This is a genomic window from Paenibacillus sp. UNC217MF (assembly GCF_000686865.1).
GTDB classification, from domain to species: Bacteria; Bacillota; Bacilli; order Paenibacillales; family Paenibacillaceae; genus Paenibacillus_B; species Paenibacillus_B suaedae.
This window is the reverse complement of the sequence record NZ_JMLT01000031.1, coordinates 15,069-27,578: the sequence shown is the minus strand read 5'-3', so window position 1 is coordinate 27,578 and position 12,510 is coordinate 15,069. Positions and strand designations below refer to the sequence as shown.

The 12,510-nt window shown below is 48.4% G+C and carries 15 protein-coding genes and 1 pseudogene; 11 read left to right on the top strand and 5 right to left on the bottom strand.

Annotated elements, in window-relative coordinates; all coding sequences use genetic code 11:
• The 8 genes and pseudogenes from BP95_RS33930 to BP95_RS0115660 form a co-directional block, all read left to right on the top strand.
• Positions 1–183, top strand: a 183-nt coding sequence (locus BP95_RS33930; RefSeq protein WP_028532677.1) for a hypothetical protein, incomplete at its 5' end; no start/stop codon positions are given.
• Between the two features lie 179 nt (positions 184–362).
• Positions 363–842: a MarR family winged helix-turn-helix transcriptional regulator gene (locus BP95_RS30525; protein WP_081819899.1), complete on the top strand. Its 480-nt coding sequence runs from the start codon at positions 363–365 to the stop codon at positions 840–842.
• Between the two features lie 5 nt (positions 843–847).
• A complete protein-coding gene (locus tag BP95_RS0115675) occupies positions 848–2,077 on the top strand; it encodes an MFS transporter (RefSeq protein ID WP_051614103.1) in 1,230 nt (409 codons plus the stop codon).
• A gap of 256 nt (positions 2,078–2,333) precedes the next feature.
• Positions 2,334–2,972: an FMN-dependent NADH-azoreductase gene (locus tag BP95_RS0115670; protein ID WP_028532675.1), complete on the top strand. Its 639-nt coding sequence runs from the start codon at positions 2,334–2,336 to the stop codon at positions 2,970–2,972.
• A gap of 141 nt (positions 2,973–3,113) precedes the next feature.
• Positions 3,114–3,335 (top strand): annotated as a pseudogene (locus BP95_RS32560) (cell wall hydrolase); the annotation flags it as partial.
• Between the two features lie 143 nt (positions 3,336–3,478).
• Positions 3,479–3,811 carry a hypothetical protein gene (locus tag BP95_RS33925; protein WP_231515122.1) on the top strand — a complete coding sequence of 111 codons (333 nt, stop codon included), beginning with the start codon at positions 3,479–3,481 and terminating at the stop codon, positions 3,809–3,811.
• Positions 3,732–4,121 carry a spore coat protein GerQ gene (gerQ, locus tag BP95_RS30520; RefSeq protein WP_231515121.1) on the top strand — a complete coding sequence of 130 codons (390 nt, stop codon included), beginning with the start codon at positions 3,732–3,734 and terminating at the stop codon, positions 4,119–4,121. The genes BP95_RS33925 and gerQ overlap by 80 nt, the downstream gene beginning before the upstream one ends.
• A 171-nt stretch (positions 4,122–4,292) precedes the next feature.
• Entirely contained in the window at positions 4,293–5,564 is a 1,272-nt protein-coding gene (locus BP95_RS0115660) for an MGDG synthase family glycosyltransferase (RefSeq protein ID WP_028532673.1), read from the top strand.
• On the opposite strand, the gene cysW is transcribed toward BP95_RS0115660, so the two are convergent.
• The 4 genes from cysW to BP95_RS30515 all read right to left on the bottom strand — a co-directional run bounded on the left by cysW (position 5,468) and on the right by BP95_RS30515 (position 8,620).
• Complete coding sequence (gene cysW / locus BP95_RS32550) at positions 5,468–6,313, bottom strand: sulfate ABC transporter permease subunit CysW (protein WP_081819900.1); 846 nt, start codon at positions 6,311–6,313, stop codon at positions 5,468–5,470. The genes BP95_RS0115660 and cysW overlap by 97 nt on opposite strands.
• 142 nt (positions 6,314–6,455) lie before the next feature.
• A complete protein-coding gene (gene cysT, locus BP95_RS0115650) occupies positions 6,456–7,328 on the bottom strand; it encodes a sulfate ABC transporter permease subunit CysT (RefSeq protein WP_021254201.1) in 873 nt (290 codons plus the stop codon).
• Between the two features lie 18 nt (positions 7,329–7,346).
• Positions 7,347–8,426, bottom strand: a complete 1,080-nt coding sequence (locus BP95_RS0115645; RefSeq protein WP_028532671.1) for a sulfate ABC transporter substrate-binding protein — start codon at positions 8,424–8,426, stop codon at positions 7,347–7,349.
• A complete protein-coding gene (locus tag BP95_RS30515) occupies positions 8,423–8,620 on the bottom strand; it encodes a YezD family protein (RefSeq protein WP_021254199.1) in 198 nt (65 codons plus the stop codon). Before BP95_RS30515 ends, BP95_RS0115645 begins: the two co-directional genes overlap by 4 nt.
• Before the next feature lie 372 nt (positions 8,621–8,992).
• On the opposite strand from BP95_RS30515, the gene BP95_RS0115635 reads away from it, so the two are divergent.
• Entirely contained in the window at positions 8,993–9,817 is an 825-nt protein-coding gene (locus BP95_RS0115635) for an aldo/keto reductase (protein WP_021254198.1), read from the top strand.
• A gap of 85 nt (positions 9,818–9,902) precedes the next feature.
• On the opposite strand, the gene BP95_RS0115630 is transcribed toward BP95_RS0115635, so the two are convergent.
• Positions 9,903–10,574, bottom strand: coding sequence for a 3'-5' exonuclease (locus tag BP95_RS0115630; RefSeq protein WP_021254197.1), 672 nt, complete (start codon positions 10,572–10,574; stop codon positions 9,903–9,905).
• Between the two features lie 357 nt (positions 10,575–10,931).
• Here BP95_RS0115630 and BP95_RS0115620 point away from each other — a divergent pair, with 357 nt between their 5' ends.
• Both BP95_RS0115620 and BP95_RS0115615 read left to right on the top strand, forming a co-directional pair.
• The gene (locus BP95_RS0115620; RefSeq protein WP_028532670.1) at positions 10,932–11,846 is read left to right on the top strand and encodes an EamA family transporter; all 915 of its coding nucleotides are present in this window, start codon (positions 10,932–10,934) and stop codon (positions 11,844–11,846) included.
• A gap of 110 nt (positions 11,847–11,956) precedes the next feature.
• Positions 11,957–12,484, top strand: coding sequence for a hypothetical protein (locus BP95_RS0115615; RefSeq protein ID WP_028532669.1), 528 nt, complete (start codon positions 11,957–11,959; stop codon positions 12,482–12,484).
• The last annotated feature ends 26 nt before the right edge of the window (positions 12,485–12,510 follow it).

The following is a 12,510-nucleotide window of genomic DNA, read 5'->3' as shown; positions in this document are numbered from 1 at the left end:
CAAAGCATTACGTCGCAAACGCATGGAGCGCACCAAAATGTAGTGCCGAACAGCTTCCAGCCGACAGGTCAAGTGAATAGCATTACAGCTTTCACTCAACAGGCCGAAGGCTATGCATCAACAGGTGGTATGGGGTCGTCAAGCATTGTACAAAGCGTGTCAGACCAGTCCTACACCTCATAATATAAGACCAAAGACGGTTCAGAATATAGAACCGTCTTTTTTTGATCTAATCTGCTTACTAATATATAACTATTTACATTAGAGTGCTTATTGTTATAATAGTTGTTACGACAAGTTAATAGTTGTTGCAACAACTATTTCTGATTGTGCAGGTGAAATATTAGGAGGTAACACACAAAATGGTACTGCATTTGGAACGAAGGGTAGGTTACATGCTCGGTCAGACACACCGTAAGGTAGCTGCGGAGTTAGGGGCGAGATTCCGCCCTTATGATATGACGATTGAGCAGTGGGGAGTGCTGTTCCGTCTTGTTGAAGAGGAAGGCATTAATCAAAAGGGATTGGCTGAGCGATGCGGGAAAGATCAGCCAACCTTGACACGGATTGTGCAGCACTTGCTGCGCAAAGGGTGGGTAGAGCGCAGAACCTGCGAACAGGATCGGCGCGCATATCGGTTGGCGGTAACTGCTGCCGGGCGCTCTATTGTGGATCAGTTGATTCCCATTGAGCAGGAATATATCGCTCAAGTTATGGCGGGATTCTCAAGCGACGAGGAGCAGCATCTGCTGCAACAACTGCAGCGGATTCAAGATAATTCTGCTGCAGCTGAGAAGGAACGGTTGGCAGCGGCGAGTCAGGAAAGCGGTGCGAACAAGTGAAAGACATGAATGTGGACTATAGAAATAACGATGAGATTCTTGAAGAAAAGCAGCCATTGTGGACGAAGCCATTTGTAGTGCTAGCTGGCTCGAACTTTCTCGTATCACTGAATCTGTTGATGATAACGCCCGCGCTGCCAGCGTATGTGAAGGATGCCTATCAAGCAGACAACATGACTGTGAGCTTTGTCGTCAGTTTGTTCGCTTTGTCGGCTATTGTGACCCGACTATTTGCGGGAAGATTTTTTGATCGGTTCCGAGCGATGAGCATTTTGATTGCCGGTTTGCTCATTTATGCCTTGTCGACAGGCGCTTATGCATTTGTACCATCCTTGGCCTTGTTCATGCTTGTGCGCATGATTTACGGGGCGGGATTTGGCATTACGAGCACAGCCCTAGGGACATTGGCAACGCGGATTATTCCTCCTCGACGCATGGGCGAAGGAATGGGGTATTACGGCTTGTCTAATAGCTTATCCATGGCAATAGCTCCGATTATTGGTTTGTGGCTGCTGCAAAGCTACGGATATGAGTACTTAATTGGAACGACGTTTGTCCTTATCATTATTATTTTTCCAATGCTGCCCCTATTGCGCAGTGCCAAAGCTCCTGCGAGTCAAGCAACCATTCGGCCGCAAGGCTCTTGGATTGATCGGCGGGCATTGCTGCCGTGTATGCTTAATTTTCTTGTCACCATCACGTACGGAGGTATCCTGTCCTTTATAACCATGTTCGGTCAGGAAAGAGGGATCGCGAATGTGAGCCTATTCTTCTTATGTAATGCGATATCTATATTGGTTGTCCGTACATTCGCTGGCAAGTTGTATGACAGCAAGGGACATCTCGCGGTCGTCCCTGCAGGAGGAATAATGTTGGCAGCTTCGCTGGTGGTCTTGGCCTACAGCGCATCGACAGGGATGCTGTGTCTTGCCGCTGCTATGTACGGGCTTGGATATGGCAGTCTGCAGCCTGCATTTCAGGCATGGGCTGTGCAGCGTGTACCTGCTGACCAGCATGCCGCAGCAACAGGTATGTTCTACAATTCAATTGACTTGGGCGTGGCTCTCGGTTCGTTGTTGCTTGGTGCAGTAGCATCAATCACAACTTATAGCAATACGTACCTCGTATCCTCTTTGTCTGCGGTATTGTTGCTGCTCATTTATGCATTTGCTCTCCTTCGAGCGAGAGCTTCTCGGATGAGTGGGCGTGACGAAGCAACTGCTTCTGCCACTTAGGTGGTGGGTCAGAAAGAGCAGAACGACAAGTTGTCTTTGTTAAGCATACAAAATATAAATTAAAAATAAATTTAACTCATTTACTTGACAAAAGTAAGTTATAACATTTATTATACTTACATAAAGTAAGTCAATGACATTAAATAAGCGGACAATTTTGAGTCAACATCATAATTTGCCGCAGGCTATGAGTTATCTTGTCAGAACTGAATGTAAGGCAATAATGTTATACGAATTTAATTATGAGGTGAACATGATGAAAAAAGTACTTGTTATTAATTCGAATCCTAAACCAACTGAAATGTCCTTCGGTCTTCGTCTTGGTGAGCACTATTTGACTGCACTTCAAGCTGATGCGGATGTACAAATCGAGCGCGTAAATCTGTATGAAGAGAACATTCCATTGATCGACGGCACAGTGTTGGATGCTTGGGGTAAAGCTGCCGCTGGTGAAGCGTTGTCTGCAGAACAAACAAGTACACTTGGCCGCATGAACGAAATTTTGGAGCAATTTATTGCAGCAGATGTAGTGGTATTCATTACACCAATGTGGAACCTGAGCTTCCCAACGCTTCTTAAGGCTTATATCGATAACGTGGTTATCGCTGGCCGTACATTCAAATACACAGCTGAAGGTCCAAAAGGCTTGCTCGGAGGCAAGAAAGTGGTTCATATCGAAGCGCGCGGTGGAGTTTACTCCGAAGGACCAACAACAGGTCTTCGCTTCACTGACTCTTACTTGCAAACGATCATGGGCTTTATCGGCATTACCGATTACGAGAATGTCGTAGTAGAAGGCATGGCTGCAACACCTGATCGTGCAGAAGAAATCCTTGCTTCTGCGAAGCAACGTGCTGAGCAAAGTGCTAAAAACTTGCTTGCAGCTGTAAAATAAGCAATCCCAATTAAATAAAAGTGTTCGCACCTGACCATGAGCCGGTTCCTATTGGAGCCGGCTTATTTTCGTTTGTCACCAATTAGGCACTCGCACATATGATGGTAACGAATGAAAGGGGGAGGGAGGTAACAGGCACTGAAGGGCTGCTTCTATCAATGGGCTCGTGACGCTGATATTCGTCTAGCTCAACGCGCAATCAATGGCGAGCGCACCTGGCCTGCTTCCTATGCAATGTGGTTCTTTAGGCCGGCGGGAGAGTGCCCAGATACGTGGTTCAATCAACAAAATTCTGGTCGGTATCGAGCGCATTATTTCTTTTCCCCAACTGGGGACGACAGTACAGCAGTGTACTCGGGGTAACGAGGCTTCATTAAAAAATCAGTCCAGATGAGACTGTAAAGGAGAGAGTGTAGCATGAATTACATGAGTTATGGTTATCCAACTCCGAACCAATCCGGTAATAGTTCGATTTCTCCAATGAGCACGTCAAAAGGCGGATCTTGTTGCGGATCAAAAGCCCCAATCAGTCCAACTCCGACGCCATATCCGGCGCAGCAATCGATGCAGAGCATGCCAATGCAGAGCATGCCGATGCAGAGTATGCCGATGCAGAGCATGTCGATGCAGAGCATGCCAATGCAGAACATGTCAATGCAGAGTATGCCAATGCAGAACATGTCAATGCAGAGCATGCCAATGCAACAAGCTGTACAGCCTTTCGCCAATCAGCCAATGCCAATGCAGCAGCCTATGTCAATGCAACAGCCATTAGCTATACAGCAGCCGGTTGCAACGCAGCAGGCAGCAACAATGCCTCCTTCGGTCGCCAGCGGTAATGTGATTACGCCTTCCGGCACGGTTCTGACGGGGCTCCCGCAAGAACAATCCTTTATCGAGAACATTTTGCGATTGAATCTTGGCAAGATTGGTACGTTCTATATGACATATGAGAACAACTCGGAATGGAATGCGAAGATATTCCGCGGTAAAATTGAGGCTGCTGGTCGTGATCACCTCATCATCAGCGATCCGAGAACGGGTCAACGCATCATGCTGTTGATGGTTAACTTCGACTATGCGACATTCGATGAGCCGCTTAATTATGAATATCCATTCCGTCAGCCTGAATCTTCTGAAGAACAGTAGTTAGGCTATCCGCCAGCAAGCCGCCGCCTCTCCGAGAGGTTAGGGCGGCTCTTTGCTTATATTCACAAAACATCCAACTTCCGTTAAACCTCTGATGAGGAACCAACGTTATAATCCGTGGGAAGGGAGAGAAAGATAAAATAATCTGAGGGAAAGGAGGGAAAATAAAGAATGCATAAAGCTGCTTACAAGATTATGATCTTAACGTCCCGTTTCGGGGAAGGGCATTGGATGGTAACGCAGGCGCTCAAAGGACACATGGAGCGGCTTGGCATGCAGGTTATTGTTGTGGATTTGATGGCTGAGGCGCATCCGATGATGGATGCGATGTTTCGGTTTATATTTATGCAAAGTCAGACGATGTCGCAATACGGGATTCACTATTATGGCTGGAGCTACTATTCAACGCGCCGAATTGAACGTACACATCCACTTGTGCGCACAGGGTTCACACTAGGCAAGCGCAAGCTGAAGCAGCTGCTGCTGGAGCATCGGCCTGACGGCGTTATCAGTACATTTCCCTACTTCGACGTCTCATCTGTTGTCCGGCAGATGAACAAGGCGATTCCCACATTTACGGTCATCACCGATTACGATCTCCATCATCGCTGGATATTGTCCACCACAGATCACTACTATGTTGCAACTGTCGAATTAGCCGAACAGATGATGAGAGCCGGAATCGCTCCAGATCTAGTGCATGTAAGCGGCATTCCAATCCGTGATCAATTTGACTTGTACTCTCAGCAGTACACGATGCAGTCCTCCATGCAGAATGAAGAGCAAGTGGAAGCACTATTCCATAAATATGGATTACATTCGGGGCTTCGAACTACGTTAGTAATGTCGGGTGGGCTTGGTGCACAGGCAATATCCAATCGATTTCTTCGACTATTAGAACGAATTCCGAATCACCAGGTTATTATTGTATGCGGCAGAAATGAACGCTGGGAGACAGAACTCAAGGAGAAATTCCGTTCGTTGAGCAATGTACATGTCTTCGGCTATGTGTCCTCTATTCATGAACTGATGTTATGCGCTGATGCAATGGTTACGAAGGCGGGAGGTGTAACCCTAACGGAAGCGCTCGCTATGCAGGTGCCTCTATTTATCGCGCGCCCGCAGCCTGGTCAAGAGCGGGAAAATGCTCGGTATTTCGCGAGGCATGGTGCAGCTGTTGTCGTACGGCAGGACGTTGAGCTGGCGATGAGACTCTGCGAGGCGTATAATCAGCCAGCCCTGCTTGAATCCATGAAGCGAAGCATGGTGAGTCTGGCGCGTCCGTATGCTGCGAAACGGATCGCAATAGATATTCTGGACGCGATGACAAGTGAGACCTATCCAGCTCAATCCTCCTTGCGCGTCAGCCAGTGCTTGGATGCAATGGTTAACAATGCTACACATACGAGCAGTGAAGACACAGCGAATGCTGCCGAGAATTGATATTCATTGTATAAAATCTCAATATGGAGCGGCATTGTATTCGTCTCGCCTCGTATATGCCCCGATACGACGGATACCGCCCCGAATTCCCCCATTGCCCTCGCATTACAAATGACTATGCCGTATAACAGTCCCCACTTGATATTGGGCAGCGTCACACGCCAGAACATTCGCCACCCGCTTGCTCCCAAGGTGGCCGCTGCCTCCTCCTCCTGTATTCCTTGCGTCTGCATGAGCGGAATGAGCTCCCTGGCAACGAAGGGGAAGGTGACAAATAACGTGGCTAATACAATACCTGGAAGAGCAAAGACGATTCGAATATTTTGATTGTCCAGCCATTCTCCAAACCATCCGTTTGAACCAAAAATTAAAATAAATAAAAAGCCTGCAATGACAGGCGAAATTGAGAAAGGGAGATCCATCATAGTAATGAGCCATTGCTTGCCGCGAAAAGAAAATTTGGTGATACACCAGGCTGCTGCAATGCCGAAAATTGCATTTAAAGGCACGGCGATTGCTGCAATGACAAGCGTGAGCCGGATCGCTGCTAAGGCATCTGGGTCAACAAGTGCTGCCAGATAGACATCAGCTCCGCGCTTGAATGCCTGCACGAACACAGCCGCAAGTGGGAGCAGAATGACGAGCGCAATAAAGCCAAGAGCAGCGGCAATGAGCAGGTATCGGACATAGGGGGATTCCGTTGTACATGCGCGAGATTGCGGCGCTGATGGCGGAAGTCCGCCTCCCATTGACTTGCGCCTAGTATGAGGGGGGGATTTAGGTTGTTCCGTAAGCAATGAGGTATCGGTCATACGGGTGATCTCCTTGTTTTCGCGTTTTCAAGTATTGTTGATGGGGTGAATCGGAGTGCAGTTTCGTCCTTCATTGGCTCTAATGGGGCATAACGCGTCTGCCCATTCTCCATTGAATGAAATTGATGATAAACAGCAGGACAAAAGATATAACAAGCAATACAAGTGCAATAGCCGTGGCTGCGGCATATTCATATTGCTCCAGCTTCGTCATAATAAGCAACGGTGCAATCTCAGTCTTATATGGCATATTGCCGGAAATAAATACAACGGAACCATATTCGCCAATTCCGCGTGCAAAGGCAAGCGCAAAGCCTGTCAGCAGCGGCGGTATGAGTTCGGGGAAAATGATTCTGGAGAATACCGCCCAACGCTTGGCACCCAAGGTTGCCGCTGCTTCCTCAACTTCCGTGCTCCATTGCTCTAAGATTGGCTGAACGGTTCGCACCACGAAGGGGAAGCCAATGAAGGTCAGCGCGATCATGATGCCAATCTGTGAATAGGCGCTCTGTATGCCAAGCGGATACAACAGCTGTCCAATCCAGCCGTTCTCTGCATAGATGGAGGTCAGAGCAATGCCTGCGACAGCAGTAGGGAGTGCGAATGGCAGATCAATCAAGCCGTCTATCCATCGCCTTCCCGGAAATGAATAACGGACAAGCACCCAAGCGACAATCAATCCAAAACAGACATTGAGGAGTCCCGCGGCACAAGAGACGATAAAGCTGATCCGATACGCTGCGATGACACGGTCATCCAGCACCGTGCTCCAAAACTCGCCCCAGGTTAATTCAGATGACTTCAAGACGATGGCTGACAGCGGTATGAGTACGAGGAGAGACATATAAATCAGCGTATAGCCTAGTGTGAAGCGGAAGCCGGGAAGCACCGAATACGATGCTTTCCTCGGCTTGATGGGAGATCGGTCAAGGTGAGCGGATTGTGTGGTCATGATATCCAGTGCTCCCTTCTACTTTTTATAAATTTGATCAAATAGTGCTCCATCAGCGAAGTGCTTCTGATGCGCGGCTTCCCATCCGCCGAAGTCATCCTGAATGGTGAGCAGCTTAAGTTCGGGGAACTGTGCCTTATACTTGGACGCAACAGCTTCCAAGCGCGGGCGATAATAGTGCTTAGCTGCAATCTCCTGACCTTCCTCTGAGTACAGGTAGGATAAGTAAGCCTCAGCAACTTTGCGGGTTCCTCGCTTATCCACCGTTTTGTCGACGACTGATACAGGCGGTTCCGCCAATATACTTAGCTTAGGAACGACAATTTCGAATTTATCCTGCCCAAGCTCGTTCGTGGCGAGGAAAGCTTCATTCTCCCAAGAGATGAGTACATCACCGATTCCTCGCTCCACGAAGGTGGTCGTTGCTCCGCGCGCGCCTGAATCGAGTACGGGGACATTGGCATAGAGGGCGGAGAGGAATTGCTTCGCCTTCTCTTCATCTTGTTTGTTCTCAGAGAGAGCGTACCCCCAAGCGGCGAGATAATTCCAGCGGGCGCCTCCGGAAGTTTTGGGGTTCGGTGTGATGACTTGAATACCGGGCTTGATGAGATCGTTCCAATCATGGATTCCCTTAGGGTTGCCCTTGCGTACAAGAAACACGATCGTGGAGTAGTAAGGGGCGCTGTTATGCTCAAAGCGTGTCTGCCAGCCCTCTTGAATCAAGCCAGCCTTGCGAATAGCATCAATATCGTACGCAAGGGCTAGGGTGACGACATCGGCCTTCAAGCCGTCGATGACAGCGCGCGCTTGCTTGCCGCTGCCGCCATGTGATTGCTTCACGGTGACGTTCTGTCCGGCCGCTTCTTTCCAGTGTGCGGCGAATGCCTTGTTGAAATCAGCGTATAGCTCACGGGTTGGATCGTAGGAAACGTTCTGTAGTTCCACAGTCTCTTCAGAAGCCGTATTTGGCTTAGCTCCTTCTGCTTCTCCCTGTTTGCCTGAACCTGAATCGCTGCGTCCGCAGGAGGCCATCAAGGCGAGCGTCAACACAGAAAGCAGGATGATGATACGTACAGGTAAACGACGTTGTACTTTCATCGGGATTGTCTCCTTTCTTTTGCGCCTTCCAGCTCGAAGCGGGTGCGTTCTGTCCGCTCCAGCTGTACAATGTGGCCGTCATGGATCGTGATGGTCAGTGATCCATAGTTGAGTCCTTTCAATTGTTCTGCGATTCGCTCCAGCCACTTCGGATGGATGGTATCTAACCCGATTTGCGTTGGTTGACTGCTCATATACATTCCTCCCTTGAACATGAATGCTAAAAAACCGAAGACACCCTAAACATGCAGTTAGGTATGCGTCTCCGGTGATCCGGTCGACAGAAGTCATGAGTCGTTGTTCATAGTTGATTAATCATTATATTTCCTATAAGATAACTAAGGTATTGGTGTTATGGCAGTATGTTATCAGCAACCGGATAGGAAGTCAATGCAGCTGCCCACTTATTTCCAAAGTTATATTAAGTTCTGGGAAATCGTGAAATGTGCTTGCCCGAAACGCGTTTACAATAGCTTTGTTATGAGGTAGGACAGGATGGTTTGCACCAGACTGCCGTTTACGACTATACTGAAATTGTTGCTACATTTATGAAGGAGGCAATGAACATGCAAATTACGTTGAACAATGGCTTGAGCATGCCGCAGCTAGGTCTTGGGGTATGGCGCGTTGAAGAGGGACAGCAGGTGAAGGATGCAGTGAAGACTGCATTGGAGACGGGCTATCGCTTAATCGATACGGCAGCTATTTATCAGAATGAAGCAGGCGTTGGCGAAGCGATTAAAGAGTCAGGTGTGAAGCGTGAAGATATATTCTTGACGACGAAGGTATGGAATTCCGAGCAAGGATATGATGCTACCCTGAAGGCGTTCGATGAGAGCTTACATAAGTTGGGGACCGACTATCTCGATTTGTATTTGATTCATTGGCCAGTTCCTTCCCGGGATTTGTATGTGGACACATACAAAGCATTGGAGAAGCTCTACGCAGACGGACGCGTGCGTTCGATTGGCGTATCCAACTTCCATATTCCTCACTTGGAGCGTTTGGCGCAGGAATGCAGCGTGAAGCCGGTTGTGAATCAGGTGGAATGCCATCCGCGCTTGGCTCAGAACGAGCTGCGTGAATATTGCCAGCGCCATGATATTTATTTGGAAGCTTGGAGCCCGCTGATGCAGGGTGGAGATATTTTGCAGAATGAAGAGATCGCTGCGATCGCGGCCGCACACGGCAAGACATCAGCTCAAGTGGTTATTCGCTGGCACTTGCAGCATGGCCATGTCGTCATTCCGAAGTCGATTACACCATCGCGCATACGCGAGAACTTCAATGTATTTGATTTCGAGTTGAGCAGTACTGAGCTGAGCAGCATCGATGCACTTAATGAAGATAAGCGAGTTGGTCCGAACCCGGATGAATTCGCAATTACGTAACAGCAATTATTCGTTCGCTGCAACCCTGATATAGAATGGGAAAGTAATAGAACACGGTTTGCCCCATCTCGGGACAAACCGTGTTCTATTTGTCTTCGTCCATATTCCAATTGGCAAGCGCTGCGAATGGATTGTCTCGATCCTCATTGCTTGTATCATCTCGATATACAACATTGCTCTCATAGCTCGGATGTTCTTGAACCTCATTGCGAGTCAACTGAATGTGCTCCTGCATCTGTATATATACGAGTGCTGTGTTGTAGGCATCATCCAGTGCCCGGTGCTGATTCCCGACGAATGGGACATCCAGTGCTTCCAGCGCTGCCTTAAGTCCAATCTGCTGATTATGCTCACGTTTCAGGGCAGTAGATACTTGCTTTTGCAAATTGTTATGATTGCGAAGCCAGTGCAGTGGAATCTTCTTCTGGCGGCATTCTTTTAGGAATTGGGATTTATCATCCGGCCCCCAGGAACATAGTGCATAGTCATCCGTGTCAATCCACGCGATGAATTGATCAAGGACATCCTGCAGGGTGGAGGCATGTGTAATATCCTCTTGTGTAATACCGGTAAAATTAACAGTATCATCTGTTAACTTGGGGGAAAGAGTCGGTTTGACGAACGCTTGAAACGTGTCAGCAACGGCGAATGTTCCCTCGTTCTCCGTCACTTTCACCGCCCCAATTTCAATGATTTCGGCAAACGCCCCTTTTTTGCGCTTTACGGTCATTTCCAAATCATAAATAATTGCTAACATGGTGCCGCTCCTATCTTTATTGACAGCGTATGATGCTTATATTGTAACACAAGTTGCGCCGGTCGTTGGAGGAACTACTTGGATTCTGCTGCTGCCCGAATTGAATCTATTCATTGACAGCGTGAAGGAAGCTTACTACAATGGAAGGGCATAAATAGAACGGTATGCACCAAACTCTATTCACAGTGTCTGAAGGTGTGAATAGAGAGGCGAAATTTTGCAAAGGCGTGTGAGTGGCCGCGTTCGGTAGCAGAACGCACAGCTTTGTATTGCCACAGCGCTTGGTTTCGTTCGCCCCCTGCTATAGAACGCAGGGGGCTTTTTTGCGTGCATAAGCGAGAGGAGCTTGACATCAATATGAAATTACTTCAGTGTGCGTTGCTTGTATTCCTTGGGGCTTGCAGTTATGGAACCCTGTCTTCCATTATGAAGCTCGGGATCGGAGAAGGGTTTACCGTTCCTGAGATTGTAGGCGGGCAATATTTCTTTGGGTGGCTGATGCTTGTGGTTATGACACTACTTTTCTCACGGCATAAGCTGCGCTGGAAGCAAGCCGCGGTGCTGCTCGCTTGCGGATTGTCTGTGAGCTGCACTTCGATTACGTACGGCCTTGCCGTAGGAGAATTGCCAGCCTCCATAGCAGTTGTATTTCTATTCCAATTTACGTGGATTGGTGTATTGCTGGAAGCGGTTGTTACGCGCACGCGCCCTGAACCGATGAAGATCATTTCGGTAATCATCCTGCTTATAGGCACCGTCTTCGCGGGCGGTCTCGCTGATCATGGACTTTCCGGTTTGAGCTGGAAAGGGGCGGTGTTCGGAATGATTTCCGCAATATCGTTTGCGATATATATTTTTGTGAGTGGGCGTGTTGCAACCGATGTGCCTATTTTGACGAAGAGCTTATCCATGATTACGGGAGCTATGGTAGTTGTATTCCTCATGTTCCCGCCAGCATTCATTATGGATGGCACCTTGGTAGATGGACTGTGGAAGTTCGGATTACCTATGGGGCTGCTGGGCATTATTATCCCAGTCATTTTCTTCGGAATAGGTGTCCCGAAGATTGGTTCTGGATTAGGCACGATTTTAGGAGCGGCTGAGCTGCCGGCAGCGGTAGTGATGTCTGTACTTGTTCTCCGAGAACAAGTTACGATGTTGCAGTGGGCAGGAATCGTACTGATTTTAGGAGGCATCTGTTTGCCGCAGCTGACTCTGGTGAATCAAAAGAAGGCGAACACAAGAGAGAAGATAGAGCGTGCAGGTGCATAATAAGAATAATAATGGCATATTGTCGAATGGAGTAGGAAGGGGAATCGGTACAGCTCGTCGAAGTGGGAATAAAGCTACTGAACAACCTGTGGGAAAGGGAGAAATGCGCTATGCATCATGTCGTATATCAGAAACAGAAAGCAGCAGCCCGATTGTTCATTGCATTCATTTGTATTCTATTCTCGGCGGGCCTTATCGTTCTGGCCGTGCTCGATTTCAAATTGCCGCTCAGCTTGCGAATTGCCCTGGCAGCGGCTGCATGCATTGGATTCGCTTATTGCGGGAGCAATCTCGTCGTATCCGTGCGTGCCTTAACAGCAGGAACCAATATCCTACTGACCTATGATCAGGAGACAATATGGAATGAGTATGGACTCCGCGCAGCATGGGCAGATGTAGTCGATATTCGTGTCGAGCAGGGGCGAGTGGGCATCTTGTTCGTCCCGGTATTCCCCAAGTTCGTTGTCGTTCTTAAGGACGGAACGAGTAGGAAGGTTGAGACGTTCCATGCATTGACGGATCAGGAGATGAACGATTGGAGGGTCCGATTGAAGCAGCATCAGAAGGCTGTTCAAGGCAAGGCAGAGGCCGCGGAGCAATCGATCCCACTCGAAATGAAAGAAATTACACTTACCTAAGATGTACTTGTATTTGGGTATCCGGA

What these genes read in the sequence shown, in the direction of transcription:
- BP95_RS30525 (WP_081819899.1), top strand. Translation starts at nt 363, where the DNA reads ATGGTACTGCATTTGGAACGAAGGGTAGGTTACATGCTCGGTCAGACA.
- BP95_RS0115675 (WP_051614103.1), top strand. Translation starts at nt 848, where the DNA reads ATGAATGTGGACTATAGAAATAACGATGAGATTCTTGAAGAAAAGCAG.
- BP95_RS0115670 (WP_028532675.1), top strand. Translation starts at nt 2,334, where the DNA reads ATGAAAAAAGTACTTGTTATTAATTCGAATCCTAAACCAACTGAAATG.
- gerQ (WP_231515121.1), top strand. Translation starts at nt 3,732, where the DNA reads ATGCAACAGCCATTAGCTATACAGCAGCCGGTTGCAACGCAGCAGGCA.
- BP95_RS0115660 (WP_028532673.1), top strand. Translation starts at nt 4,293, where the DNA reads ATGCATAAAGCTGCTTACAAGATTATGATCTTAACGTCCCGTTTCGGG.
- cysW (WP_081819900.1), bottom strand. Translation starts at nt 6,313, where the DNA reads ATGGGAGGCGGACTTCCGCCATCAGCGCCGCAATCTCGCGCATGTACA.
- cysT (WP_021254201.1), bottom strand. Translation starts at nt 7,328, where the DNA reads ATGACCACACAATCCGCTCACCTTGACCGATCTCCCATCAAGCCGAGG.
- BP95_RS0115645 (WP_028532671.1), bottom strand. Translation starts at nt 8,426, where the DNA reads ATGAAAGTACAACGTCGTTTACCTGTACGTATCATCATCCTGCTTTCT.
- BP95_RS30515 (WP_021254199.1), bottom strand. Translation starts at nt 8,620, where the DNA reads ATGAGCAGTCAACCAACGCAAATCGGGTTAGATACCATCCATCCGAAG.
- BP95_RS0115635 (WP_021254198.1), top strand. Translation starts at nt 8,993, where the DNA reads ATGCAAATTACGTTGAACAATGGCTTGAGCATGCCGCAGCTAGGTCTT.
- BP95_RS0115630 (WP_021254197.1), bottom strand. Translation starts at nt 10,574, where the DNA reads ATGTTAGCAATTATTTATGATTTGGAAATGACCGTAAAGCGCAAAAAA.
- BP95_RS0115620 (WP_028532670.1), top strand. Translation starts at nt 10,932, where the DNA reads ATGAAATTACTTCAGTGTGCGTTGCTTGTATTCCTTGGGGCTTGCAGT.
- BP95_RS0115615 (WP_028532669.1), top strand. Translation starts at nt 11,957, where the DNA reads ATGCATCATGTCGTATATCAGAAACAGAAAGCAGCAGCCCGATTGTTC.